The sequence below is a fragment of the Anatilimnocola floriformis genome (genome assembly GCF_024256385.1).
Lineage (GTDB): Bacteria > Planctomycetota > Planctomycetia > Pirellulales > Pirellulaceae > Anatilimnocola > Anatilimnocola floriformis.
This window is the reverse complement of the sequence record NZ_JAMLFW010000001.1, coordinates 5,055,806-5,081,511: the sequence shown is the minus strand read 5'-3', so window position 1 is coordinate 5,081,511 and position 25,706 is coordinate 5,055,806. Positions and strand designations below refer to the sequence as shown.

Annotated in this window: 19 protein-coding genes; 8 read left to right on the top strand and 11 right to left on the bottom strand. The window is 59.0% G+C overall.

All coding sequences use genetic code 11. The features are described 5' to 3' along the window. Positions 1 to 43 precede the first annotated feature (43 nt). On the top strand, positions 44 to 2,995 hold the full coding sequence (locus tag M9Q49_RS19925; RefSeq protein WP_254510584.1) for a c-type cytochrome: 2,952 nt from the start codon (positions 44 to 46) through the stop codon (positions 2,993 to 2,995). A 3-nt stretch (positions 2,996 to 2,998) separates the two neighbouring features. On the opposite strand, the gene M9Q49_RS19920 is transcribed toward M9Q49_RS19925, so the two are convergent. Genes M9Q49_RS19920 through M9Q49_RS19910 form a run of 3 tightly spaced genes read right to left on the bottom strand, consistent with a single transcriptional unit; the run spans position 2,999 to position 6,771 of the window. After that, positions 2,999 to 5,356, bottom strand: a complete 2,358-nt coding sequence (locus M9Q49_RS19920; RefSeq protein ID WP_254510583.1) for a fused MFS/spermidine synthase — start codon at positions 5,354 to 5,356, stop codon at positions 2,999 to 3,001. A gap of 3 nt (positions 5,357 to 5,359) precedes the next feature. After that, positions 5,360 to 6,070, bottom strand: a complete 711-nt coding sequence (locus tag M9Q49_RS19915) for a YggS family pyridoxal phosphate-dependent enzyme (RefSeq protein ID WP_254510582.1) — start codon at positions 6,068 to 6,070, stop codon at positions 5,360 to 5,362. Further along, the gene (locus tag M9Q49_RS19910; RefSeq protein WP_254510581.1) at positions 6,067 to 6,771 is read right to left on the bottom strand and encodes a uracil-DNA glycosylase; all 705 of its coding nucleotides are present in this window, start codon (positions 6,769 to 6,771) and stop codon (positions 6,067 to 6,069) included. Before M9Q49_RS19910 ends, M9Q49_RS19915 begins: the two co-directional genes overlap by 4 nt. A 132-nt stretch (positions 6,772 to 6,903) precedes the next feature. Between M9Q49_RS19910 and M9Q49_RS19905 the strand changes: the two genes are divergently transcribed. Continuing rightward, positions 6,904 to 7,920 carry a cytochrome-c peroxidase gene (locus M9Q49_RS19905; RefSeq protein WP_254510580.1) on the top strand — a complete coding sequence of 339 codons (1,017 nt, stop codon included), beginning with the start codon at positions 6,904 to 6,906 and terminating at the stop codon, positions 7,918 to 7,920. A gap of 19 nt (positions 7,921 to 7,939) precedes the next feature. Here M9Q49_RS19905 and M9Q49_RS19900 read toward each other — a convergent pair whose 3' ends face one another. Continuing rightward, positions 7,940 to 9,142: a calcium-binding protein gene (locus tag M9Q49_RS19900; protein WP_254510579.1), complete on the bottom strand. Its 1,203-nt coding sequence runs from the start codon at positions 9,140 to 9,142 to the stop codon at positions 7,940 to 7,942. 387 nt (positions 9,143 to 9,529) lie between these two features. On the opposite strand from M9Q49_RS19900, the gene M9Q49_RS19895 reads away from it, so the two are divergent. Continuing rightward, positions 9,530 to 10,039, top strand: coding sequence for a hypothetical protein (locus M9Q49_RS19895; RefSeq protein ID WP_254510578.1), 510 nt, complete (start codon positions 9,530 to 9,532; stop codon positions 10,037 to 10,039). Between the two features lie 16 nt (positions 10,040 to 10,055). Here M9Q49_RS19895 and M9Q49_RS19890 read toward each other — a convergent pair whose 3' ends face one another. The 4 genes from M9Q49_RS19890 to M9Q49_RS19875 form a co-directional block, all read right to left on the bottom strand. After that, positions 10,056 to 11,042, bottom strand: a complete 987-nt coding sequence (locus tag M9Q49_RS19890; RefSeq protein WP_254510577.1) for a helix-turn-helix transcriptional regulator — start codon at positions 11,040 to 11,042, stop codon at positions 10,056 to 10,058. 29 nt (positions 11,043 to 11,071) lie between these two features. Next, positions 11,072 to 13,459 (bottom strand): TolC family protein, encoded by a 2,388-nt coding sequence (locus M9Q49_RS19885; protein ID WP_254510576.1) that lies wholly within the window; start codon positions 13,457 to 13,459, stop codon positions 11,072 to 11,074. Between the two features lie 448 nt (positions 13,460 to 13,907). Next, positions 13,908 to 16,844 (bottom strand): CHAT domain-containing protein, encoded by a 2,937-nt coding sequence (locus M9Q49_RS19880; RefSeq protein WP_254510575.1) that lies wholly within the window; start codon positions 16,842 to 16,844, stop codon positions 13,908 to 13,910. A 71-nt stretch (positions 16,845 to 16,915) separates the two neighbouring features. Beyond that, positions 16,916 to 18,277, bottom strand: coding sequence for a DUF1501 domain-containing protein (locus M9Q49_RS19875; protein WP_254510574.1), 1,362 nt, complete (start codon positions 18,275 to 18,277; stop codon positions 16,916 to 16,918). 220 nt (positions 18,278 to 18,497) lie between these two features. On the opposite strand from M9Q49_RS19875, the gene fliW reads away from it, so the two are divergent. The 5 genes from fliW (at position 18,498) to M9Q49_RS19850 (ending at position 23,122) form a co-directional block, all read left to right on the top strand. Beyond that, positions 18,498 to 19,022: a flagellar assembly protein FliW gene (fliW, locus tag M9Q49_RS19870; RefSeq protein WP_254510573.1), complete on the top strand. Its 525-nt coding sequence runs from the start codon at positions 18,498 to 18,500 to the stop codon at positions 19,020 to 19,022. A 118-nt stretch (positions 19,023 to 19,140) separates the two neighbouring features. Further along, on the top strand, positions 19,141 to 20,634 hold the full coding sequence (locus M9Q49_RS19865) for an SH3 domain-containing protein (RefSeq protein WP_254510572.1): 1,494 nt from the start codon (positions 19,141 to 19,143) through the stop codon (positions 20,632 to 20,634). A 126-nt stretch (positions 20,635 to 20,760) separates the two neighbouring features. Continuing rightward, the gene (locus M9Q49_RS19860) at positions 20,761 to 21,672 is read left to right on the top strand and encodes a response regulator (RefSeq protein WP_254510571.1); all 912 of its coding nucleotides are present in this window, start codon (positions 20,761 to 20,763) and stop codon (positions 21,670 to 21,672) included. A gap of 70 nt (positions 21,673 to 21,742) precedes the next feature. Next, positions 21,743 to 22,168 carry a hypothetical protein gene (locus tag M9Q49_RS19855; protein ID WP_254510570.1) on the top strand — a complete coding sequence of 142 codons (426 nt, stop codon included), beginning with the start codon at positions 21,743 to 21,745 and terminating at the stop codon, positions 22,166 to 22,168. 9 nt (positions 22,169 to 22,177) lie between these two features. Then, positions 22,178 to 23,122, top strand: coding sequence for a DUF1559 family PulG-like putative transporter (locus M9Q49_RS19850; protein WP_254510569.1), 945 nt, complete (start codon positions 22,178 to 22,180; stop codon positions 23,120 to 23,122). 60 nt (positions 23,123 to 23,182) lie between these two features. Here M9Q49_RS19850 and M9Q49_RS19845 read toward each other — a convergent pair whose 3' ends face one another. From M9Q49_RS19845 to M9Q49_RS19835, 3 genes are all read right to left on the bottom strand, one after another. Continuing rightward, a complete protein-coding gene (locus tag M9Q49_RS19845; protein ID WP_254510568.1) occupies positions 23,183 to 24,271 on the bottom strand; it encodes a hypothetical protein in 1,089 nt (362 codons plus the stop codon). Between the two features lie 33 nt (positions 24,272 to 24,304). Next, positions 24,305 to 24,865: a hypothetical protein gene (locus M9Q49_RS19840; RefSeq protein WP_254510567.1), complete on the bottom strand. Its 561-nt coding sequence runs from the start codon at positions 24,863 to 24,865 to the stop codon at positions 24,305 to 24,307. Between the two features lie 300 nt (positions 24,866 to 25,165). Next, on the bottom strand, positions 25,166 to 25,606 hold the full coding sequence (locus M9Q49_RS19835) for a hypothetical protein (protein WP_254510566.1): 441 nt from the start codon (positions 25,604 to 25,606) through the stop codon (positions 25,166 to 25,168). Positions 25,607 to 25,706 lie beyond the last annotated feature (100 nt).

Genomic DNA, 25,706 nt, shown 5'->3' with positions numbered 1-25,706 from the left:
GAGAGGCCCCAATTTCCCACCTGAACGTCGGCTGGAGTGAACCATGCGTTCCGTTTGCCTCTTCCTAGCTTTGCTTTTCGCGTGGCCGATTTCCGCCGCAGTCGCCGCCGATGCGGTGCCCGAGTGGATCTGGACTTCCGCCACCCAAGGCGATGGCGAGATCATCTTTCTCCGCCGGGCCATCGAACTCAAAGACACACCGCAGTCGGCCGTGTTCACAGGTTCGTGTGACAATGTCTTCACTTTGTTTGTCAACGCCAAGCACTGCGTCGAGCACAATAACTGGGAACAGCCCGTTCGCGAGGACGTCACCAAGCACTTGGTGAAGGGGAGCAACTTAATCGCCCTCCGCTGCCGCAACGAAGGTGGTCCCGGCGGCATGGTGGGCGAACTCGTCGTGAAATACGCCGACGGCAGCGTGCAAAAAATTCCGACCGATAAAACCTGGCTCGGCAGCAACGAAGGAAAAGACGGCTGGCAGCAGCCGAAGTTTGACGACAAAGCCTGGAAACCAGCCCACGTCATCGGCAAGCTCGGCATCGCACCGTGGAGCGACGTCGCCTGGGGCGGCGCTCGGCCTGCTGGTCAACTCGCCACGGCTACGAGCGCGATTACGACGCTGCCGGGCTTTGAAGTCGAAATGGTCTACTCGGTGCCGAAGGGAGATCAAGGGAGTTGGGTCTCGATGACCGTCGATCAAAAAGGTCGGCTGATTACGTCGGATCAAGGTGGTTCGCTCTACCGCGTCACGCCGGGCAAGACGACGGAAGAAACCAAGGTCGAAAAGCTGAGCGTGCCGATTGGCCAGGCCCAAGGGCTGCTTTGCGTGCAGGATAAGTTGTATGTCGTGGTGAACGGCAACGCGGCAAAGGGTCCCGGCCTGTATCGCGTGACGGATGCCGACAAAAATGATGAGTGGGATACGGTCGAACTGATGATGAAACTCAACGGCGGCGGCGAGCACGGTCCGCACGCCGTGCGACTTGGCCCCGACGGCAAGCTCTACGTTGTCGCTGGCAACTTCACTGCCATTCCCGATGGGAGCGGCAAGAACTCGCCCCATCGCAATTGGGCCGAAGACTTGCTCCTGCCGCGGAATCCCGATGGTGGCGGCCACGATCCAAACATCATGGCGCCGGGCGGTTGGGTCGCGCGCTGCGACATCGACGGCAGCAATTGGCAGTTACTATGCGCCGGGCTCCGTAATTCATACGACATCGCCTTCAATCAAGACGGCGAGCTCTTCACCTTCGACAGCGATATGGAATGGGACACTGGCACCCCGTGGTACCGGCCGACGCGCGTCAATCACATTGTGAGTGGCGGCGAATATGGCTGGCGAAACGGCACGGGCAAATGGCCCGAATACTCGCCCGACAGCCTCGGCGCCGTCGTCAACATCGGCCTCGGTTCGCCGACCGGCGTGGAGATGGGAACTGGAGCAAAGTTTCCCGCCAAGTATCAGCGGGCGCTGTTCATCAACGACTGGACCTACGGCCGCATTTATGCGGTGCACATGACGCCGACCGGCGGTTCTTATACCGGCACCTTCGAGCCCTTCATCACCGGCAAGCCATTGCCGGTGACCGACATTTGCGTTCATCCCGACGGCTGCATTTACTTTTCGATCGGCGGCCGCGGCACGCAATCGGGTGTTTATCGAGTGAAGTACACCGGCGAAGAATCGACCGCACCGGTCGGTCCCGAAAAGAATGATAAGGCGGCCGCCGCTCGCGAAGTGCGCCGCAAGCTCGAAGCGTTCCAAGTCAAGCAAGATCCCGCCGCGATCGAATTCGCCTGGCCGCACTTGAACTCTGCCGATCGTTCGCTGCGTTACGCCGCTCGTGTGGCGATCGAAACGCAACCGGTGGCCAGCTGGCAGGACAAAGCTCTTGCCGAAACCAAAATCAACGCCGTCATTCAACTGATGGTGGCGCTGGCTCGCACCAATGACAAAGCGCTCCAAGCCAAGATCGTCGACAAGCTCAACAGTTTGCCGCTGGAGCGGTTGCCGGAAGAACAACTCGTCGGCGTGGCGCGGGCTTACGGCCTGGCCTTCATTCGCGATGGGAAACCCGACGACGTGACGGCCGCCAAGGTGATCGCCCGCCTCGAGGGGCTCTATCCCAACCAAAACGAGTTCGTCAATCGCGAGCTTTGCGCCTTGCTCGTCTATCTCCGCTGGCCCGGCATCGCCGAGCCCTCAATGAAAATCCTCGCCGCGGGTCAAACACAGGAAGAGCAACTCTACTATGCTCTCGCGCTCCGCAATGTCGCTGATCTTCTGAATCCTGATCAACAGCGGGTCTACTTCGGCTGGCTGAATTTGGCTGAGAACAGCTACCGCGGCGGCGCGAGCTTCAAGAAGTTCATCATCCGCATTCGCGAAGATGCCGTGAAACTGATCACGCCGGAAGCGCGCGTCGCCCTGCAAGAGGTGATCGAGAATAAGACCAAAGTCGAAGCCGTGAAACTCGAAACCACTCGCCAGTTCCTGCACAACTGGCAGATGGAAGACCTGAACGACCTGTTGAGCAAAGTTGAAACCGGCCGTAGCTTCGAGAAGGGGAAAGCTGCCTACATCGCTGCCCAGTGCTACAAGTGCCACCGCTTTGCCGGCGAAGGCGGCGACACCGGCCCCGATATCACCGGCGTCGGCAACCGCTTCACTGCCCAGTACATTCTCGAAGCCATTGTCGTACCCAGCAAAGTGATCTCCGATCAGTATCAGAACTCGCTGGTCCTCACTCAGCAGGGCGAAGTTTTCGCCGGTCGGATCCTCGACGAGAACGACGAGAAGATCACCATCCGCACCGATCCGTTCGCCAAGGAACTAGTCACCGTGCTGAAGAAGGACATCGAGGAACGGCAGAAGTCGCCGGTTTCTGAAATGCCTCAGGGCTTGATAAACACGCTCACGAAGGACGAAATCCTCGATATGGTGGCGTATCTGCGAGCAGCCGGCAAAGCGGACGACAAGGCGTTTAAGAAATAAGCATCACGGAATCCCCAGCAGCCTGCGCTGCTGGGCGAGCCGCCAGGCACGATTGAGTGCTGATCCTTCGACGCCGCCGGTCTCGACTCCGTTTTGCGGCAGCTTGGCGAAAACATCTTCGAAGTAACTCCGCATTCGCTCGCCGCGGAGTTTGCGGTTGTCGACATGCGCGATCGGCGCCGAGAATTCTACTCGCGGATGTTCATCCGTGTTGAGTTCCGTCCCCTCTCTCCAATCGCCGATGTAGTACGACAAAATTGAGTTGCCATCGGCCAGCCAATCGTCCTGCTGGCCGGAGTGCGGATGATGCTCGACAAAGCCCTTTGCGGCGGCGGTTTCGGCAAACTCAATCGGCGTTTCGGAACCAACGAGCCCAAGCACCGGCCAATTGGCTGACGCGCGGACCCACCAGAGCGTCGTGTGTGGAAAGACCTTCGCAAAACTATTGGCGATGAGTTCGAAATCGCCCGGCCCCATCTGATACATCGGCAGCCACTGCACAAACAGGCCGCCAGGGCGCAGCGAGGCACGGCCCGCGCGATAGTGCTCCACCGTGTACAAGTAGCCGGTGTGACTTTCCCACGGCACGAACAGATCGGACACAATCACATCGAACTGCCGGCCGCTGCCGCGCAGAAACCGTCGGGCGTCGTTGGCCTGAATCTCCACGCGAGAATCATCGACCAAGCCGCGGTTCGTCTCTTTTAGATAGCGCGCGGCCTCGATCGCTTCTGGAATTAGCTCCACCACCACGATGCTCTGAAGCTCGTCATGCTTCAGCGCCGCCGCGGCAGTTTGCCCCGTTCCTAGTCCGAGAAACAACGCATCCTTTGCTTTCCCATGCAGAAGCAACGGCAAGTGACCCTGCCGATAGTCACGCTGCACGCTGTTGCGACTGTTGCCAAAACCATAATGCAGATTCTGCCGCGTGCAGCGCGAGCCATCGCTCAGTTCAATCGCATCGATCCAGCCGTACGCACTTTCCCAGCGTTGCAACAGCTTATCGCCCGCTTCCAGCGTCGTCGTCTCGTGCATCGTCGAGTAGTTGAACTCGATCGCCACAAAACCAACCAACCCAAGCAGTGCTAATTCCCAAATCGCTCTCCGCACGGCCAACATACCGACGGCGATGAGCAAGTACATGATCACCAGCAGCGCGAAGCTTCCCCACAAGCCGACAACCGACAGCAAGAAACTTGCGGCCAGAGAACCGACCGCACCGGCTATCGTGCTGACCGCAGTGAGGCCAGCAATCTGACCTTCATTCAAGGATTGCGGCTCGAGTGCCCGCCACGTGGTCGGCAGGATCATGCCGAGCGCGGTGACGGGCAGTAGCACCACGCAACTCACAAAGCCGAGGGCCGAAAAGATATAGGCGACGAAGTTGTCCCCCTCGCTGAAGTAATGAAACTGCGTCCAGCGCGTGAAGATCGCGATGGATAGAGCAATCCCCAGTCCGCCGATGCCGCAGCACCACGCAATCAACTGTGGCGGTCGCAACCGCTCGCCGATAAAACCGGTGATCGTTGAACCCGTCGCGAGGGCAAACAAAAACACGGTCACGACCAGACCAAAGGTGTACGTGCTGTTGTGAAATACCAGCGAGAAAAGCCGCAGGTACAAGACTTCTAACGCCAGAATCGAAAACCCCGAAACAACCGCCAGCAACCACCACCGCCACGGCAACAAGACTTCCGTAGAACGAAGTCCTGCTTCGTTTGAGGAGGTATTCACCGCACGCTGATCAGCGATTCCACTGAGCCCGATCGCGAGCAACCCACATCCGGCCGAAACGGCCGCGGCGAAGTAACTTGAGTTCGTAACTCCAACCGTAACCAACAAAAACGTCGTCGCCAGCACCGTGCCGAGCATCGCGCCGGCGGTGTTCGTCGCGTAACCAAAGCTCAGCCATGCCGACGAACGCTCTTTACGCTGCGTGAGAAACGCTGCCATCAACGGCCAAGTGCCGCCGAGCGACGCCGTGGCCGGCAAGAGAATCACAAAGCAAAAGAGCGCGCGGGCCACGTGATACAAACCGAACGGCCCGATCTCAAGAGATCCCAACACCGTACGCGCGCCGAACTGCAACAGCGTTGGCACGAGGCAAACCCAACCCGCAGCAACGATCTCTAGCAAACCATACGCAGAGAGCGCGGACCAACGCCCGCGGTACTTTCCAGCCAGCCAATAACCAACAGCCATGCCGCCGAGAAAACTCGACAGCACCATCGCGCCGGTCGAAACCGTATGGCCAAAGACATTGCCGAACTGTCGCGACCAACTGATTTCATACACCATGCCGGCGGCGCCGGAGGCAAAGAAAATGGCGATGGCGAGCACACGGCCGACAAGAGGCTTCATGGATTACAGGAGCCCTTCGAACAGGCTTGAGCCAATCCGCACCATCGTCGCTCCCTCGGCGATCGCTTCGCGAAAGTCGCCGCTCATTCCCATGCTGAGTTCCGCGAGCGAAACATTGTCTGGTGAGTTCACCAGCAATCGATCTCGCAGTTCACGCACGGCGGCAAACTGTTTCTGAGCCGTCGCGGCATCCGTATCTAGACCGGCCATGCTCATCAGCCCCTGCACTTGCAGGTTTTGACAAGCGGCGGTCGCTGCGATGGCTTGCTCAATTTCCGCCGCAGAGAAACCGGTCTTGGTCGCATCGCCAGAGATGTTTATTTCCAGCAGAATCGGCTGCACTCGTTCGATGCGCGCCGCTTCGCTCTGCAGTTCCTCAATCAGCCGCAGACTGTCGACGGAATGAACTAACGCGACCAGAGGCAGCGTGCGGCGAACTTTGTTGCGCTGCAAATGACCAATCAAATGCCAGCGAATCTTCAGGTCGGTCAGTTCCGGCGCTTTCGCCCAGATCTCTTGCGGCCTGCTCTCGCCCAGATCGAGCGCGCCGATCGCGGCCACCTGGCGCGTGGTCGCAGCATCGACGTACTTGGTCGCGGCCACCAGACGAACCGAATCAGCAGAACGCCGCGAGCGCACGGTAGCCTCGGCGATCTCCGCGCGCACACGGGCGATGTTTTCGGCGAGTTGTGGATTGGGTTGAAAGGAACTCATGAATTCAAAATCGCCTTTGCTCGTGAAAACACCGCGTCGAGCATCTCTTCGGTCAGTCGCCCCGTAAAAGTGTTTTGCTGGCTGGGATGATAACTGCCGACGAGCCAGCGTTGGGGCCCGACTTTCACTTCCGCCGCGTGAGCAAACGTCGGTAATTTCTTCGGCGTGAACTCCTCGGTGGCTCGCAAGTGATCAAGCACCGCCCGCCAGGCCAAACCCCCGAGTGCGACGACGGCACGCGGTTGCGTCAACTCAAAGGTTCGCTGTAGCCACGGCTGACAGGCGGCAATCTCTGTCGGCAACGGTGAATTGTCGGGCGGAGCACAATGGCACATCGCGGTGATGGTGCAATCAATCAGTCGGAGACCGTCGTTGACGTCTTCCGAGTGCGACTGATTGGCGAATCCCGCCCGATGCAGCGCTCGATATAACCACTCGCCGCTCCGATCTCCGGTGAACATCCGCCCGGTTCGATTAGCTCCGTGCGCCGCTGGCGCGAGACCTACAATTAGCAGCTTCGCCGGCGCGGTGCCAAAGTTAGGCACCGGCTTGCCCCAATAACTCCACTCTAAGTAAGACTTCCGCTTCGTTCTGGCGATGTCCTGACAATACTCGCGCAGCCGAGCACACTTTTCACAATCGACAATCTGCTGCTGGAGTTGATTCCAGGAGCTTTGCTGGGAAGCGGAAACGCTCTTCATTCGGCCATTCTATCGCATCTCGCCACTTGTCAGCAGTGTGCGGCGCGAGCAGAATGCGGGTCGCATCTCCCGCCTTGGGCCGTTTCCCGGCTCGCGAAAGCCGCCTCTCTCACGCTGTCAGGAGTGATCCTCGTGCGTATTCATTGCTGTTGGATCGTTGCTGTTTTATTTGCCGTTATCGGCGCACCGATTTCCTTCGCTCAAAAACCACCGGCTCCGACGCTGCCGAAAGGTCTCGCCGCGTTGGTTTACCCGGAAGACAATCCGCACCTCGAAGAAAAAGTCGAGCTCGGCAAGCAACTGTACTTCGACAAGCGACTGTCGAAGGACAACACGATCAGCTGTGCTTCCTGTCATGACCCGGACAAAGGCTGGTCGAATGGCGAAGCCTTTGCCACCGGTGTCCGCGGTCAAATGGGTGGCCGCAGCGCGCCGAGTATCGTGAACTCGGCTTATTCAGCGTTGCAATTTTGGGATGGTCGCGCTGCTCAACTAGAGGGGCAAGCGCTCGGGCCGATTCAGAATCCGATCGAAATGGACATGCCGCTGGAAGAAGTGATTGCCAAGCTCAATAAGATCGAAGGCTACAAGAAGCAATTCCAAGCTCTCTACAAAACCGACGTCACGGCCGACGGCATTGCCAAGGCGATCTCGGCATTTGAGCGGACAATTCTCTCAGGCGATGCTCCCTACGACCGCTTCAAAGCGGGCGATACGAAAGCCATGTCGGAACAAGCCCAGCGTGGCATGAAGGTCTTCTTCAACAAAGCCAATTGCAGCGCCTGCCACACTGGACACAGCTTCAGCGACTTCGCCTTTCACAACATCGGCGTCGGTATGGATAAAGAGAAGCCGGACCTCGGCCGCTTCGTGATCACCAAGATCGAAGGGGACAAAGGCTCGTTCAAAACGCCGACGCTCCGCGAAGTGGCGCGCAGCGCCCCTTATATGCACGACGGCCGATTCAAAACGCTGGCCGAAGTCGTCGACTACTACGACAAGGGAGGCCATCCCAATCCGCAGCTTGACGAAGAACTCTTTCCCCTCAAGCTGACCAAGGAAGATCAGGCCGACCTGGTGAAGTTTCTCACCGAAGGTTTGAGCAGCGAGACGTACCCGCACGTCAAGCCGCCGAAGTTGCCAGAATAGTTCGAAATCTAACTGCTCGTTAGAAATTCGTCGTATCGATGTCCGTATAAGTGTCTCGCGACTTGCGATTCTTTACGCGGTCGTTGCCGATGCCGCCGTCGAGCACGTCGTTGCCGGAACCGGCATCGAAGACGTCGTTGCCATCGTCGCCGAACATGCGATCGTTGCCAGCGCCGCCGAGCAGTGTGTCATTGCCGTCGCCACCGTGCAACTCATCATTTCCAGCGCTGCCGTCGAGTGAATCCTGGCCGGCACCGCCGTAGAGAATGTCAGCCCCAGCGCCGCCGAGCAATGTATCGTTGCCGTCGCCACCTTCAAGGCGATCGTCGCCGGCGCCGCCATCGAGCTTGTCATTGCCGATGCCGCCGTAGATCACGTCGTTGCCGTTAGCACCTTGGATGGTGTCATTGCCGGCGCCGCCATCGAGTTGATCGTTGCCGTTGCCGCCATAGATGGTGTCGTTGCCGCCGTCACCATAGACCGCGTCATTGCCGTCGTAGCCATTCAAGATGTCGTTGCCGTCGCCGCCATGCAATTCGTCGTTGCCGATGCCGCCGTGCAAATTGTCGTCGCCGTCGTCACCGCTGAGTGTGTCTTCGCCGGCGCTACCCGTGATGATATCGTTGCCAGCGCCACCGGCAATCGTGTCGTCGCCGTCGCGGCCGTCGAGCTTGTCGTCGCCATCGCCGCCGAGCATGTTGTCGTCGCCGTTACCGCCATCGCACAGGTCGTTGCCATCGCCGCCGACGAGGACGTCATTGCCGTCGCCGCCGATCAGTTGATCGTTGCCCCCTTCGCCCGAGAGATTATCGTTCCCTTTGTTGCCGCGGATGATGTCGTTCCCCTCGCCGCCGAGAACAATGTCGTCGCCATCGCCACCGGTGAAGGTGTCGTTGCCGTCACCCAGGTCAACTGTGTTCGTACCGTTGCTCGTAATGACGGTGTCGTTTCCCTCGCCCGCATTGATCGTGGTGGGAACCGTAATGAATTTGCCAGGCTGATTCGGCCGGCCCGAGCCAAGATCGATCCTGTCGTTCCCTTCGTATCCGTTGACCACGATCGAGGTCACACTGGCTTCGGAGAAGCGAGTCGAAACGCCGCTGACCTGATATTGGTAGCTGTTACCGGACTTCACCAGGCGGACGACAATGCTGTCGTTGCGATTCGAGCCGTCGATGGTCAGCACACCCGAGCTGACAAAGGCATCGATGTTCGACGCCATCAGGGCTCGGTCCTCTAGCGATTCAACTTGCAAACGGCGCGCGGCGAAAGGAGACGGCTTGGACGAACGTGCGCGCGAAGGGGTTTTACCCGCCATGACATGCCTCGTACTGTAGAGAAGACCAACCAGACAAGTTGTGACTGCGAATGCAGCGTTGTTCGCGGCCCGATGACTTCGGCAGGGCTGATTATCGGCATCGAGCGGCCGCGAAATTTCGATAAGCGCGGGGAGTATGCCAGAAGAATGGAAATTACTAAAGAGCGAATAGTGCAAGTACGACGGGCTGACGCAGGAGCTTGATTTAGTGCGTCGCGTGAGCGAGACAGTGCGGAATTTGGGCAGTTGTGGGCTGCTGCGAAGAGTGCGGTTTGCCATCACAGATGAGTCGTGACGTCTGCCGCCGCTTACACTGCACTCATGTACGAATACTGCACCATCCAGGAACGCGACGGCCTATTCAGCACCATCCTGCCGCCTTTCGAAGATGGTCGCTGGCGCGACGTGCTTCCGCCCAGTGGCTACGTCTGGATCGAAGGAGTGCACGTGGAACTGGCCGATCGATTGGAGTCGATCGTCAGCGAGCTGCTGCTGTCAAAACCAGCGACCGATCTGAAATGCTCGGTCTATCGACTCGAGCTCGATGTCTCGTTGCCGGTCGTAGAATTCCTGCAGCACACGCGCACTACGTTTCGCTATGGAGTCAACTTAATTCACAGCCAGAAGCATTTGCCACCTGGTTTCCGCTTGGAGAAGGTTGCTAAATCGCTCTGGCCGAACGTCATGCGGCAAAATGAGATTTCGCTGGCGCTGCACAGGCCGTTCGCTGGCGAGCCAGCGCTGATTACGGCGCCGGAGCGCGCGACGATTGCTGAATTGGCGGCTAAATTCAGGACCTGATTGCCGCGGCTGCGAACTATTTCGGCTGGTACACTTCGAGCATCTTCCGCGCTCGTCCGCAAATCATCTCGCGCAGGTCAGCCGGTTCCAGCACTTCGGCCTGATCGCCGTAGCCCATGATCCACCAGCTGATTTCCTGCAAGCCGGTGACTGTTACGGCAAACTCGAGCGAGCCGTCGTCGAGCCATTTGGTGTGCTGCGTTTTGTGCCAGCTGACTTCGGCGACATTCTGCGCAACCCTGGGCGAGAAGCGAATCCGCACGTCGCGATCGCCGCCGGCCTCGGGAATGAGTCGCCAAGCGTTTTTTAGATAGTTCTCGATACGGAAGTTCCGCGGCATGCGGATGGGATCTTCCAGCACCAGGATCTTTTTGATGCGGCCGACGTTGAACGTGCGCACTTCGCGATGCAGCGATGATCGACCCACGACATACCAAGTGTGTTGATGAAACAGCAGCCGGTAAGGATGGAGCTTGGTTTGAATGTGCCGCTGTTCGTGCAAGCTTTCGTAGCGAATCCGCACGCAGCAGCGCTGTGAAATGGCATTCAACAGTTGCTCGTAGACACGCTCTTGTCCTGTGAGCGTGTTCGTGGCGTCGAGGCGAATGCGAATCGCGCTCGAGACGCTACGGACATATTCCACCAGCCGTTCGGGCAAGTTGTTCGAAAGCTTGTCGGCCGCTGATTGTGCGGCCGTGTAGAACGGAATCATCCGCTTATCGCCCAGTTGGCGACAAAGGACGAGCAGGGCGAAGGCTTCCTCGGCCGTGAACTGCGTCGGCGGCAGAAAGTAGTGCCCGGGAATCTGATAGCCGCCCCGCTCTTCGTTGTAGAGGAGCGGGACATCGGCTTCGCGGAGCACTTCCAGATCGCGGAAGATGGTGCGGCGGGTAACTTTGCAGAGGTCTGCCAGTTCCTGCACGTTATAAATCTGTCCCCCCTGCATCATGCCGAGCAGTTTGACAACTCGGCGGATTCGCGGCAGGGACGGAGTCTTAACCACAGAACAATTCGACGATGCAGGTACGATCACTAAGGAGCAGTTGCGGTTTCGGAGTAGGCCGCAGGAGTTACCTTAGCATCCGTACGAGCGTTTGGCGACGTGCTGCCCGACGACCGCGTCACGAGAGCTTCGCGACGCAGGGCCGGTGAGGCACCACCACCGCCTCGCAGCGGATTGCCGTTGTTAGCCACTCCCGTGCCAATCGTGCCGTTGCTGGTCGAGCTCGACGTGCCGAACTCAGGCGTCATCCGGGCTCGACCAGGAGCCGGCATCGGGGCCGGTTCCACGTTCGGCATCGGATCGGCAGGAGCCGGCGAGGGATCGATCGACATCGGAGCATCGTCAGGCGTACCAGCGGGGCGTTCGATCGATTCGAGCGAGATTTCGCTCGGCATACCATCGACGGCCGGGGCCGAGTGGAAGCCGGTCTGCGGCATGGCACCGCGGCTGATGACTTCGGGTCGCGTCCAACCGTAGTTGAAGTAGATACCGGCGTCACGTTCGCGAGCACGCTGCAGAGCGTCGAAGTAAGCCTTTTCTGGCCAAGGACCTTCTTCGAGGCAGATGCTGTTGTACTCGAGGATCGAACCCTTCCGCGTGTGCAGGTCGGAGATCGACTTGTTGTATTCAGCAACGGCCACCCAGAAGGCGTTCTGAGCTTGAGCCCGGCGACGTTGAGCTTCGAGCAGGATGTCGAGGGTCACGGTACCGAGTTCGTATTGGCTTTCGACAACACCCACTTCCGTTTGAGCGGCAACCCAGCGGTTGGCGTTCGTTTGGGCGAGCTGGTAGTTGGCGTCGAGGTTACGCACAGCCTTGGCCAGGCCGACGTTCACATCGAGTTCCATGTCTTCCAGGGCGGCCTTTTCGCGAGCGAGACGCAGCTGAGCGTGACGCACACCGGCGAGTTCGCGGCGGAAACCGATCGGCATGGTCATGCTGAAGAACGCACCCCATTCCTGGTAGTTGCCTTCGGTCAGTTCATCCCAAGCGGTCGAACCCTTGGCCGGGAAGTTCAAGCCGTTGCGGTCGGCATTGATCAAGTCATCGCCGAAGCCGACCCAGCGGTACACAGCACCAACATCGAGCTGCGGCAGCAAGCGATTGCGAGCCAGAATCATTTCCATTTCGCGTTGCTTGATTTCCCACCGCTTGCTGATGAGCTCGGGGCGGCGAGCGATCGCTTCGGCCATGATTTCGGACCAATCGAACGTGACGCGAGCCAGGTTCGGGTCATCCTTCGGCCGAATCAACCGACCGTCGGCAGCCGAGATACCCATGAGCAAGCGGAGTTCGTTTTCGTTGTTGTAGAGTTCGCGGAGCGCGGTTTCGACTTGCGCCCGGAAGGCGTAATATTGTTCCCGCGATTGAGCTTCTTTCTGTTCGTCGTCACGGCCACCGCGGAAGCGGGTGTAAACGTTACGCCAGGTGATGAGAGCACTGTCTCGGCCCACCTTGGCGGTTTCCAAGTTGCGGTAGGCGAGATAGAGATCCCAGTAGCGGATTTCGATGTTGTTCAGCATGTCGAGCAGCTGACCCTGCAGGTTCATGATTTCGATGTCGTTGCCGATGCGGGCAATGACGACCGGCATGCGATTCACCAGCGTGCCGCGACCGCGAAGCAGCGGATGGCGAGCTTCCATTTCCATCGTGGTATTCCACGTGCTGATGAGGGGTTGCACGTTTTGGCCGAAGCTAAAACCGCGGTTGTAACCGGTGTTGTTGCGGACGGTATACGTCGTACCTTCGGCCGATTGCTTGCTGATGGCAGTCGTGATGCCGCCGTCAACGGTCTTCGTAATGAAGGGGAACGTCGGGTTGTTCGTGGCAATATTACGCGGGCGGTCGGTGTAGTTGAGGAACGCGTTCTGACCACCAGGGCCGTTGCCGACCATGCTGAACTGAGCATCGAAGGCCGACAGGGCGGCTTCTTCACCCAACTGCGAGTTATTCACACCGCCGTCGACCGTGGCTCCATCGTTTTGAAAGCCAGGGTTCGAGCCTTGAATGGCTGGGCTGTAGATCGACGCGAACGATCGGCTGCCGAGCTGCAACAAGTTGCCTTCTTGCGTACCGGCGAAGAGCGTGCCGTTCTGCAAGCGAGCCGGCTGACCACCGCGGACCAGCTTGGTGTTGCCGAGGGCGATCGACACGACCTCTTCCAGCGAGATCTCCCAAATCTCTTTGAATTCGGGATTGCTCAGCGTGAGCGGCGCGTGCGACAGCGCGGCCTCGGGCAGCGGCGGCTGATTGAGATCAGGCGTCTCCTGCTGCGTGGCTTTGTTGAGATAGTGCGACAAGTCGCCATCTTCGTGCAGGTAGAAGGGCTGCGTGGGGTGACAGCCAGCGAGGCTCATCACAGCCACGAGCAACCAACGCCCGTATCGAGTCTGCCAGGTTTGAATGCGGCGGGTCATCGCGTCCCCATTCCTCAGTTGTTGCTGCCGGCAGGTGCCAGCAGTGCGTCCGTTCAAGTAGGCCGTGACAGCAGCGCGCGATCGCACGTGCTGGCAAAATTGATGTACTCAGGCCCCCCTGAGCGACGCCCTGATCAGACGAGCGCAACGCGCACGCCCAACTGTGGGGATCGTTGCGGTTGTTATCGACGACGTAATCGTCAAACTTTGACTAAATGGAAAATTCGTGTGGGAATCTTCGAAGGCAGTTGGGCCGAGAATAGCCCAGATTGTGTGAACTACGTGGTTCGTCGAAATGGAGAGCTAGCGTCGCTGTGCTGCTGAGCATTCACAAGCAAACTCTTCTCGCTCGCGGAGCGCAGAGTAATGGAGATCGCCTGTCTTAGAGATCGCCAATGGCAATCCATTGTCACGCAACAAGCCTCACCGGTAAGAATTCGTTGGGAAGCTACTTCGGTCCCACGAACACGAACGGCGCCCAGTAATACGGTTGCTGCCACTTCTCTTGATTGCGTGTCCAGCGCTTGGCGTCGCGGAGCGCCTGGGAATAGTCGGCTGTCTTTTTTGCTTGCCGATCCTGCGCTAGGCGACTGCAAAAGATACTGATCAGGCTGCCGGCTGCGGCATCGTCAACGATCCAATCGCTGGCCACCACTCGCCGAGCACCCGCGACCAGAAACCCGCGCGACAGGGCCCACACGCCTTCGCCTTGTTGCTGGGGGCCGTGGTTGGTTAAGCAAGCACTCAAGATTGCTAGCTCGCATCCCTTCAAATCGAGCGAGTTAATCTCCGCCAAAGTCAGCTCGCCATCGTCCTGAGGATCGCCAACTTTCTGGCCGGGAGCCACCGACAGCGAGCCGAAGAAATTGCCGTACGTATTGTCACTCGACCCATGACAGGCCAAGTGGATAATCTCACGGCCGGAAATGTTTGCACGGATGTTGGCTTCAGTAGCCGTTGCTCCCTGGAACTGCACCGCTGGCGCGTTGGCTTTGCGGTATGTTTCGGCCACCCAGCGCGATTCCGTGCCAGTGAATGGCAGCGGCGTGTGCGTGCTGCGCGTCTTATCGCCGCGGTTGTAGAGTGGATTGCCGAGCGTGAGCACTGGCTCCTTCTGGGTGGCAACTGCCGGGCGTTCGGTTAATGTCATGAGGACAGCTGCGGAGGGCGTGTACTCGATCGGCGGTGCGACATCGAGCAAATAGACCGTGGGCGAGCGTTCGACAATCAACGCTTCCAGCGGTAGGAGCGACAGCGGGCCATCCGGAACAACGATCAGCTTCTCGAGCTTACCGCCGGTAACTTCGCCGCGCAGCTGTTCCGGCAGCAACGCATTCCACAGCCCGTGCAATTTGGCCTCGGCATCGCCCAGCGGCTCTTTGCTTGCTAGGCGTTGCAGCACGCCCGTTTTCCCGTCGCCGAGCAAAACTTTTTGCAGATCTTCCCGTGTCAGCGGTCCAGCAATCAGCCCGAGAGTCGCTGCATCTCGCTCAGAGACCACTAACTCGTGCAACTGGGCGGATGTCGGCGAAATCGCCAGCAGATAGCTGTTGTAGTAACCGACAAAGTAACTCAGCAGCAGCGTCTTCTCACCCACCAGACGTTGCTGCACTGCGGACAGTTCGAACACCTTGGGTTGCGTGGCGATGAGTTGACGATAGGCCTGGCTGGAGTTCCGCAGATTGCGTTCGAATTCATAGAGCGAATCCTTCGCGATCAGTAAATCACGCGCGAGTTGCCGGCGCTGCTGGTCCACGGCAGCATCTTCGCGTGGGCTGGGCACAGGAAGCTCCAGCCACTGCGTATTCAGCTGCGAAACTCGGCTGGTCAGCTTGATTTGTTGCTCTTGGCCGCGGGCTTTTGCTTCCACCGAGAGGCCTGCCCACAGATCGATTCCCGCTTGATTCATCGATTCCAGAAAGGTCCTGGCGCGAGCCTGTTCGAATGCGGCAAAGACGGCCGCGGTTTCGCCGAGCTCGGCTTGCCAGGCGGCGAGCAGTTCGTGGGAATAGTTGAACTTGGAATAGTACGAGGCCCGCTCAAATTCGCCGCCGCTCGTTGACACTCGCGACGCATCGGCCACTTCAATCGCCTTTTGCAGCAGCCGGATAGCGCCAGGTTTGTCGCCGCGCTCGTGCTGCACTTGAGCTTGCAAACGCAGCGCATCATGACGCCGATTCTGATCGCTGCCGAGGGCTTCCAAGTCCCGTACGGCCTGCTGCAACAGCTTGTCCGCGTCGTCGAGCTTTCCTTGCAGAAAGAGAGCGTTCCCCAGTATCGTTCGCAACGCACTCGAAGCTTCCGCGTTCACGCCGGTCACGCGGTCGGCGATTTCCAAGCCGCGCCGCAGCACCGTTTCGGCTTCGGCATATTTTTCGTCATTGATCAGGTCCCATCCCAGCGCGCCGTACTGAGCACACAGCCGCGGATGGTCGGCGCCGAATACGGCAATGTGGATTGCGATCGACCGCTCACTGAATGGTCTCGACTTTTCGCGGTCACCAAGTTCCGAGTAGCACGCGGAGAGGTTGTGGCACAGCGAGCCGATCTCGGCAGAGTTGGCGTCCAGTGTCCCTTCGGCGGCTTGCAGCGCCTGCTTCAGTATCGACAAGGCTTCGGTCAGGCGATGCTGTTTTTGGTAACTCAAGGCCAAGCGTTCAAGCAGCGTGATGACCTTCGGATGCTTGGTGGGCAAGCCAAACGATTTGGCGAGTCCCAGGCCGTAGTGGGTCAGCGATTCGGCCAGGTCAAAGCGTCCTTGAGATTGATACAGCAACACCAAATTGCAGATTGGATTCAATCGCATCAGCTCCCGCCGGTTGAGCCGATGCTGCCGGTTTATGATGTCGCGATACATCGGCACCGCGCGCGTCCAGTCACCGCTGCTCTGATACACGAGTGCCAGGTTGCCCTGCGCAGCGAGTGTCAGATCGTCGTCGGGGCCGAGCGTGCGCACGCCCATCTTCAACCCTTCTTCCAGCACCGCCGTGGCCTTGTCGAGCAAGTCCAATTCCACATACAAGCCGCCGAGCGTCGTCAGGCCTTCTACCGTGCGGATCTCATCGCCGTACGTCTTTTTGCACAGCTCTACGTACGATTCCAGCAGCGGCCTGCTTTCTTCGAAGCGGCTTTGATTCTTGATTGACAGGCCGAGCAGGAGCCTCCAGATAAAATTCTGCGGGTCATACCGCTCGTCGTTGGCCTTGATTTGACGCGCGTAGCGCTCGGCTTCCTTATAGCGGCCGTTGTCGTTGGCGACTTGCACGGCCCTGAGAATGCTGTTGTAGGTCTCCGCATCAAGCTCTTCTTGAGCTCGCGTGGGGCGCAGCGACATCGTGAGAAATGCCAGCGCGATCAACAAGCTGCAGATGTGTCGGCAACGCATGAAGAAGCCCTCGGACGAAGTTAGCGCTAATTCTACTAACTCAGTACCAGGCAATCGATGCGCTGTGACAGCTAAACGACTTCTTTCATGGGCTCGACGCCCTGATCGACCAGATACTGCGGCCGGCCGCGCAGATCGAACTCGCGAACCGATCGTAGGTTGAGGCCCAAATTCTGATAGAGCGTGGCCCACACTTCTTGGAACGACACGGGCCGTTCGGTGGCGTGTTCGCCGAGACGATTCGTGGCGCCGATGACTTGACCGGTTCGCATGCCGCCGCCCGCTAATAAGGCGCAGCTGACTTGTGGCCAGTGGTCGCGTCCGGCTTGTGGGTTGATCTTCGGCGTGCGGCCGAATTCGCCCCAGACGACGACCGAGACATCTTTATCTAGACCGCGCTCGTGCAAATCGGTGATCAAGGCAGCCGTGGCGCGATCGAGCAGTGGGCCGTCTTGCTTGATGGCTTGAAAATTCTGTCCGTGGTGATCCCAGCGGCTGAAGTTGAGCGAAACAACCCGCGCGCCGGCTTCGACGAGTCGCCGTGCGATCAGGAAGTTCTCGGTCAGCTTCGGCGCACCGTCGTCGCGGAACTTCTTATCGCCAGCTCCATACTTCTCGATGGTTTCGGGCGACTCTTTCGTGATATCGAGCGCATCGGCGAGCGCCGAGGAAGTGAGAATGCCGACAGCTTGCGACGTGAAGGTATCGAGCCCGGCCATCTTGCCGCTGGTGTCGAGATCGCGTTTCAGATGATCAATCGAGGCGAGCAAATTATTGCGATCTTGCAGACGATCGAGCGTGATCCCCTTGAGGACCATATTGTCGGTTTTGCTCGTTTCTTCACGGCCGCCGACCAGTTTGAACGGTGTGTGGGCGATGCCGAGGAAACCGCCGTCGCCGTCGTAGCCCCAGGGCCCGTGATCAGTCTTGTAACACATGCTGAGGTGCGGCGGAATGCTCTGATTCACCGGCCCTTTGAGCTTGCTGATCCATGCGCCTGCCGCCGGCCAACCTCCCGCCGGTGCCGGATTGAGCGGCCTTCCTGTCATGCATTGATAAGCGTCGTGGCCACCGGTGGCGCCGATCACCGAGCGAACGAAGATGCACTTGTCGGCAATGGCGGCGATCTTCGGAAAGATCTCGCCGATCTCGATGCCGGGGACCTTGGTGCTAATGGGCTGAAACTCGCCGCGAATTTCGCTCGGGGCGTCGGGCTTCAGATCCCACATATCTTGATGCGGCGGCCCACCTGGCAGAAAGACGTTGATAATAGCTTTGTGGCTGCGGCCGATTCCCGCTTGTGCTTCGGCTGCCAGCAGTTGAGGCAACGACAAGCCGCCCATCACCATACCGCCGATCTTCAGAAAGTCGCGGCGGCTTTGACGATCGCAGGTTTTTGCGCCTCGATCAGCAGTACCTAAAATGGTCAGCATGGCGGGTTCCCTCGTAGCGGCATGCGGCGGGCAATTGGACGGTAGGACCGCAGCAGTGGTTGCTTCGGCACCTTAATCGTATCAATCCAGTTTGATCGGGGCAATGTTTTGCGGGGGGCAATTGTGGGGAACCGTCTGGCCTGGAATTTTGGCGGAATTTGGAATTTCGCAGGTTGCAGTGCATTTCACCGGTAGCACTGTGCCGATGATAGGAACTGTGATGCCTCGCCTTCCTGCTGGCCGTGATATCACTGATTCGATAGCTCTTCTCAGCCAGATCTCTTGCGAACGCGTGGCCGTCATGCAAATCGATACTTCTCGCTTCGGAGCAGTGCGGATCGAGGCCGACGACATCATCCTCTTTCCGCATGGATTGATTGCGTTTGAGGATTGCCGTCACTGGGTGCTACTCAGCGATGCCGACAACGATTCACTTGGCTGGCTGCAAAGCGTGTCGCGGCCCGAGGTTGCATTGCCTGTGGTCAGCCCGCGGCGGTTCGTCCCTGGCTATCAGGTGCGTGTCGCTCGCAATCAACTGCTGCCGCTCGAACTAACACAGTTCGACCAGGCGTACCTGCTCACGATCGTCAGCCAGGACGGCCCGTCGCTGACCGTGAATCTCAAAGCCCCGATCGTCGTCAACCTCGACCGCCGCGTCGGACGCCAGGTAATCACGACCGATGAACAACCAGTGGCGCTGGTGATCGCGCCTCGCTTGGCGATGCCGCTCCGTCGTTCGGCTTAGCTAGGTCGAGTTGCTAGCTCGGTCTAGCTGAACTTGCCCGTTTTGCGTTGTTTCGCTACAAGCCCCGATGAAACCGGCTTCAGGCCGTTGCCATCGTCGTTTTGTGCGAGCCTTCGCTATGGTTCATCGCGTACTTATCGCTGCCTTGTTGTTCACGCTGCCCGCTATGGCAGTGGCGGCCGACCAATATCCGTATACCGCTTATGTGGCGGTCGACGAAGTCAACGTCGTCAGCGGCCCCTCGACGCGCAACTACGCGACGCATCGGCTCTACGCCGGCGATGAAGTGCAGGTCTATCGACGCGAAGCAACTGGTTGGCTCGCGATCCGGCCGCCCGAAGATAGTTACAGCTGGATCGTGGCCGATGCGGTTGAAGAAACCAACGACCAAGGCATTTATCGCGTACTGATCGCGGTGCCGGCGTACATTCATTCGATCGATTCGGCCGTTCGCAATTTCGATTATCAGGTGAAACTCCGCCCGGGCGAACTCGTCGAAGTGGTCGGCGAAAAGACAGTGAAGACCGCCCAGGGCCCAGAAACCTGGCTGAAGATCGCACCGCCGGCAGGTGAGTTTCGCTACATCCACATCAACCAGATTTCGAAGTCGCCGCCACGTGAAGCAGACCTGGCTGTTGCCAAAGAAAAGACTCCACCGCGCGAATATCGCGAAGTGCAAGTCGCCGTTGGCACCGGTGTGAACCGGATGAAGGAATCGATGAACGCGCTGGCTTCGCTCAATGCGGCCCGTCGCGAGAAGCCCACGCAACCGGCGATGGTGCTCAGCGATTTGAATGGCAAGGTCGACAGCGATGTGCGACTAGTTGAGCATCAACAACCGGTGAACGTGGCCCGCGACTACACAGCCTCGCCCGATGGATTTGTCAAACGCAAACCACGGCCGATCGAGAACACCGCCGGGGTGCCGGCCCCTTCCAGCGACCTGCGGATGGCCAGTCGCGAGCAAATGCAGAACAGCATTCACGGTTCGCCGCGCTCGACCAACTTTCAAGATCTCCCCGCGCAGTCCACCACGAGCACGCAGCCGACGAGTCAGTCGAGCGGCTTGAAACCCGCCCCGGCGATTCGCAACGACGGCCCTGGTTTCGATGCCTTGAACGCGACAGAGAAACTCAAAGCCCTCGACCTCGAACTTTCTTCCCGCATCTCGCAGCCCCGCGAAACGTGGAACCTCGAATCGATCCGCAACAAGGTCCAGCGAATCGTCGACGAAGGGAACTCACCGACCGAACGCGGCCAAGCCCGCCTGCTGCTCGAAAAGATCCGTAAATTCGAAGAAGCCTTCGATCTGCCGAACGATCCGATCTTGGCGGCACGCTCGAAGAGCGGAACCGCTTCGGCTGCCGATGCTCGCTACGACGGCGTGGGGCTGCTGCAGCCGATTCTCGATCGCGACTTGCGGGTCTCCGCGAATTATGCCCTGGTCGACTCCGAAGGAAAGCCAATCGCCTTCGTCACGCCCGGCCCGGGCATGAATCTCCGCCGCTACGAGAACAAACCAGTCGGCATTTATGGGAAGCGAGGCATGGTTGAAAAGCTTAACAAGCCACACATCGTGGCCGAACGCGTGATTGAGCTGAGCACTCGCTAAGACTCGGCGCGGCGGGTTTCGGCAATCTTGAATACGGCGGTGGCGGTGGCCGCTTGCCGAACAGATACTTAGGGTCAACGAATTCCCTCCTTAATGCGCTGCACTCGCGATGCGAGGCAACCTGCCATGACCAAAATTCTGGTGGTCGATGACTCGGCCGTCGATCGCCGCCTGATCGGCGGATTGCTGCAGCGCAACTCCGCGCACGAAATCGCGTTTGCCGAAGATGTCGGTGCTGCGCTCCTCGCGCTTCGCGAACAGATCCCCGATCTCATCGTGACTGATCTGCACATGCCGCAACGGAGCGGCCTCGAACTCGTGGCTGCCGTCCGTCTAGATTATCCCGGTGTGCCGGTGATTCTCGTTACGGGGCAAGGTCGCGAATCGCTCGCTGCCGAAGCGCTCCATCACGGTGCTGCCGGCTACGTGCCGAAGTCGTTGCTTGCCGAACGTTTGCTCGATGCCGTGAATGAAACGCTCTCGCTCACGCGGGGCGACAAGACTTACGAACGACTCATCACCTGCCTCCGCCGCTGCGAGTTTCGCTTCAAACTCGAGAACGATCTGGCGCTGATCGATCCTCTCGTCGATCTCGTGCAACAGATGGTCAGCGGCATGGCCCTCACCGATCCCACCGGCCGCTTTCGCATCGGCGCTGCCATTCGCGAAGGGCTACAAAACGCCGTCATCCGCGGCAACCTGGAACTCACCACGGCCGAGATTCCCGATTCGCGGGCCGTTCGGTCCGACGGTGAACTCGCCGCCAAAGTCACTGCCCGCGCTCAACAGTCCCCCTACTCATCGCGCGGTGTGGATGTGGAAGTCATCGTGCTGGCCGAGCACGTAGAGATCGTTATCCGCGACGAAGGCCCCGGCTTTGCCTGGCAAGCGCCGCTGGCCGCCGCGCGCGAAACCGCCACCCTCGGCCAATCTTCCAAGCGTGGCCACGTGCTCATGCAAGCCTTCATGGATGAAGTGACTTACAACTCGGCCGGGAATGAGCTGCGGATGGTAAAGCGAGCCGATGCCCTGAGGTAACCTTTTCGCACTAGCGAAATCGCGTTTTGCCTGTTCCAATAAGGGCCTCGTCATTCCCAGGAGAGTGCGTGTGCTCTCGTTGATTCGATGGGCTTGGCCTTGCGCTGCGATCTTCCTTCTCTCGGGTTGCGGCCAGTCGGGTCCAGTGCTTCATGAAGTTCGCGGGCAGGTGAGTTACGGCGGTGCGCCGCTGACCACCGGCACGGTCTCGCTGCGCGCCGTTCGCGACAACGAAACCCAGCATCAACCGACTGGCCTCATCAACGAGCGGGGCGAATACCGCATCTACACTGCCAATCAACCGGGCGCTCCGCCGGGCTGGTACAGCGTCGTCGTGTTCGCTACCGAACCGCTCGTTGACACCGGCAAAGTCAGTCCCGGTTTGCCGAGGTCGATCATTCCCGTGCGCTATAACAATGTTGGCACATCGCCCTTCTCGTTCGAAGTCAAACCCACGCCCGCGGCAGGTGAGTATGACCTGCAGTTAGTGAAGTAGGAGGAAGAGATGAAGAACCTCTCGCGCGGTTTCACACTCGTCGAACTGCTCGTGGTCATCGCCATCATCGGCGTGCTCGTCGCGCTCATGCTGCCGGCCGTGCAGTCGGCTCGCGAAGCCGCGCGGCGAACCAAATGCCAGAATCATCTCCGGCAAATCGGCCTCGCGGTGCACAATTTCGAAGACAGCTACAAGAAGCTCCCCGCCAATCGCTACGGCGATTATGACGACTCGACGGCGTTCGGCGGGCCTTATGAAAACAGCAAGTCGTGGAGTTGGTTGTCAGCAATCCTGCCGTTTCTCGAGCAGTCGAACCTCGCGAACCAGGGAGACATTCCGAACCAGCAGTTGAATCAAACGACCGTCCTCGATTCTTCGATCGCTGTTTTTCATTGCCCCAGCGATGACATCGCGCGGATCAAAACGTTCTTCGAAAAGACCCGCTATCTCCGCGGCCTCAAGACCGGGCTGACCAATTACAAAGGTGTGCAGGGCGCCAATTTTTGCTGGGGCGATTGGGCCAACGGCAGTTCGATCGGCGGCGATTGCGAGCCGTGGTGGAAGGGAGACGGCGTGCTCTATCCCATGGATTGGCAGTTGCCGAAGGGACTGGCCGCGATCAAGGATGGCACGAGCATGACGATGCTCGCTGGTGAAGACGTCTGGCATGAGACGCGGGCAACAAACTCATCGCCCGGTTATGGGCTGGGGTATTCCTGGGGGCATCCCGTCGAAGCCAACGCCACGGCAGCTCTGCCGCCGAATGCCAAGCGGCCCGATGGCACGCCTTACGCCGCCGATGACTGGACCGGCCACAACGGCTTTCGGTCGAAGCATCCGGGCGGCGTGCAGTTTGTCTATTGCGACGGCAGCGTGCGCTTTCTGCAAGACAGCGTGGCGCTCGGCCTCTACCGCGCTCAAGCGACCATCGATGGCGGCGAAGCGGCGCAGTAGATTCGTCTGCCCACAGGACGAACTATTTGTTCGTCCCGTGCTACATGATCGCGTTCGTTCTTACGTAAACGTGCGGACCTTCACCACGCCACGCAGCACGTTGCCGGCTTCTTGAGTCAGGCGTGCTTTGTCGCGAGCACCGTCGATCAAACCGAGCTTGGTCACGCGGGTATTGCCGATGGTGATTTGATCGCGGCCAGCAGCGGTTTCGATGTACATGCGGGCGAAGATCGAGTCGCGAATCGCGATCGTATCGACACCGTTGCCGGTGCTCATCCGCATCGTGCCGGTGTTGAGATTGCGAATGTCGATGTCGTTGGCCGTGCCGCCATTCTTCACCATTTTGAACTCGCCGCCAACCGTGCCGTTGACGAGATCAAAGTTCAGATTGCCGGCTTGATCTTGAATCAGCATGCCCTTCCGCGAGGTCAGGTTCAACGCATTGAACGTATCGGCCCCGGCGCCCAGGATCACCGTCGTTTTGCCAGCCACCGTCACCGGGAAAGTCTGCAGCGTGCCGCCAGTCGGCGTGAACGTGGTCGGGAAGCGAACCGTATCGGCGCCGTGCGTCGTGGTCGGGCCGCTCGCCGGATCGGCGTGAATGACCATGTTGCCGCCGACCGTAGTGTTCGTGATATCGAGCGTGTCGCCGCCGCCGCCCAGTTTCACCACCAGCGCTTTGCTGATGTTCATTTCGTTTTCAACTGGCGTTGCGCCGCCGGCTGCATTGCCGTTGCGACCGATCGCGACCGTGTCGTTGCCGAGGCCCATGTCGATTTCGAGATTGCCGACCACCTTGAACGTGGTCGACGTCGCGGCGCCGAACACCAGGTTGTCGTTGCCAGCGCCCGCGTTCACGGTCACGCCCTTCGTCACGCCGCTGAAAATCTGGGCGTTGGCCGGGACGCTCGTATCGAGGCTGTTGATCGTCGTTGCCGTGCCGCCGGTCGGAGTCGTGCCGGTCACCTGGTAGGTGTTATTCGACGCGATATAGTCGACCGTGATGCCGTTATCTGCCGTGTCGCCCGTGATCACGAGCACACCGCCACTCACCGCAGCCGTCACGTTACCGGCCATGAGGGAGCGATCTTCGAGGCGTTCCACAACGAGCCGCTTGGATTGAATCGACCGCGAACGTTCTTTCGACATACAAACCTTTCTGATGCCGCTCGGGGCGAGCCACTATTTCTGCTGCGATGACGCAGTGAGATGCTGCGACAAAGCAGTGCTGGCAGCGAAATTATCCACTCTAACGACACAGTTCCTTATAGATAAAGCTTGCATCGGCTGCAACGAAACGGAATCTTCGGCCCGAGCGTTGGATCGAAACGTATTTTCCGGTATTGGCGATTCCACCGGTAAAACATGGTCCGTTTTGTCGCCAGCGATGCGTGACAGCAGCAATGCCGTCACCAGGAACTGTGTCTCCCTGGAAATACGGAGAGGCAAGGCAAAGTGTTCGGGCACCATGGACAGATTCTGTTGGCTGACGAGCGGTTGCCCATTCGCCTGTCCAACGCCAGCATCGGTCGACAACTTTACAACAGTTGTTGCTGTTTTGGTTTGTCCGCAACTCGTTGCTACCATGAGTGTTGTGCAAAATGAGGTCAAAATCTTAACAACACTTTGTGCGCGAGCTCGCTGCCGCGAAATCTCGCAACAACTCATGGCCCGGCAAACACTTGCGTGCAACACACTGGCAGTTTTGCGATAACGGTTCACAACCTTTTCACAACAGGTCATACAACACCTCGCTAACTGCCAGACACAACCTGCCAACTTCTAGACCCTAATTCTCGTTGGTTGTCACGCGCGCAGCAGAGACTTACTCACGGCCTTGCTGGACCCACCCGAGAGCTGAATGAATTACAAGTTCGCCACACTCGGCGCTTGCTCAATTAGACAGCCGCGCTGGACAACTTAGGTCCGTGAATTTTTGGCAGAAGGAAACCGTTCGCGCTAGCACGAAGTCCGCGACCGCCGGGCTCGTCCCGGTGGGGCGCTCACTGGTCTGCTACCCGCAATCGCGGGAATCGCGAACGATTAAACCTGCTTCAAATACTCACCAACATCCCCCGCCTCGCTCGACCAATCGCCGTAATTACCCGTCACGCCGCAAGCGGGACAGCGGCAGCCGATGTAAACCCAACAGACATCGTTCGAATCTGGATACAGCGAAACACCCACGGTGAGTTCGAAAAGTTCCGCGTCGCAAACGCAGCAACTCTCCTGCAGATCGGCCCCGGGTAAATACTCCGCGCTGTCGCCGATTGGGTGTTCGGCCTGACAAGTTCCACAGGTCCGCACGGCGACGCCCTGCTCGTCGTCCATCTTCAGTCGAAATAGATTCGCGCCGCAACTGCAGCGTACGTCTTGAAAGTGCGTCGGGATCTCGTCATTCAACTTGCCGACCCGGACCAGTTCGTCGCGAATATCTGCTTGCGATTCACCGTACCAGTACTTGCCTCGTTTCCGCAACGCCATGCCAACCTCCGTCGAAACCGCCGCCGCAGCAGTGTCGCGCTGTCGTCATTCCGAATAGAATGAACCTGCGCACGATAGGCTCGCTACCCGCGACCAAACC

Bases quoted from the DNA above. Each gene is read 5' to 3' on its own strand.
- M9Q49_RS19880 (WP_254510575.1), bottom strand. From the start codon at position 16,844: ATGCGTTGCCGACACATCTGCAGCTTGTTGATCGCGCTGGCATTTCTC.
- M9Q49_RS19875 (WP_254510574.1), bottom strand. From the start codon at position 18,277: ATGCTGACCATTTTAGGTACTGCTGATCGAGGCGCAAAAACCTGCGAT.
- M9Q49_RS19900 (WP_254510579.1), bottom strand. From the start codon at position 9,142: ATGGCGTCGAACATCGATGCCTTTGTCAGCTCGGGTGTGCTGACCATC.
- M9Q49_RS19850 (WP_254510569.1), top strand. From the start codon at position 22,178: ATGAAGAACCTCTCGCGCGGTTTCACACTCGTCGAACTGCTCGTGGTC.
- M9Q49_RS19845 (WP_254510568.1), bottom strand. From the start codon at position 24,271: ATGTCGAAAGAACGTTCGCGGTCGATTCAATCCAAGCGGCTCGTTGTG.
- M9Q49_RS19865 (WP_254510572.1), top strand. From the start codon at position 19,141: ATGGTTCATCGCGTACTTATCGCTGCCTTGTTGTTCACGCTGCCCGCT.
- M9Q49_RS19860 (WP_254510571.1), top strand. From the start codon at position 20,761: ATGACCAAAATTCTGGTGGTCGATGACTCGGCCGTCGATCGCCGCCTG.
- M9Q49_RS19920 (WP_254510583.1), bottom strand. From the start codon at position 5,356: ATGAAGCCTCTTGTCGGCCGTGTGCTCGCCATCGCCATTTTCTTTGCC.
- M9Q49_RS19840 (WP_254510567.1), bottom strand. From the start codon at position 24,865: ATGACCTGTTGTGAAAAGGTTGTGAACCGTTATCGCAAAACTGCCAGT.
- M9Q49_RS19910 (WP_254510581.1), bottom strand. From the start codon at position 6,771: ATGAAGAGCGTTTCCGCTTCCCAGCAAAGCTCCTGGAATCAACTCCAG.
- M9Q49_RS19835 (WP_254510566.1), bottom strand. From the start codon at position 25,606: ATGGCGTTGCGGAAACGAGGCAAGTACTGGTACGGTGAATCGCAAGCA.
- M9Q49_RS19925 (WP_254510584.1), top strand. From the start codon at position 44: ATGCGTTCCGTTTGCCTCTTCCTAGCTTTGCTTTTCGCGTGGCCGATT.
- M9Q49_RS19915 (WP_254510582.1), bottom strand. From the start codon at position 6,070: ATGAGTTCCTTTCAACCCAATCCACAACTCGCCGAAAACATCGCCCGT.
- fliW (WP_254510573.1), top strand. From the start codon at position 18,498: ATGCCTCGCCTTCCTGCTGGCCGTGATATCACTGATTCGATAGCTCTT.
- M9Q49_RS19885 (WP_254510576.1), bottom strand. From the start codon at position 13,459: ATGACCCGCCGCATTCAAACCTGGCAGACTCGATACGGGCGTTGGTTG.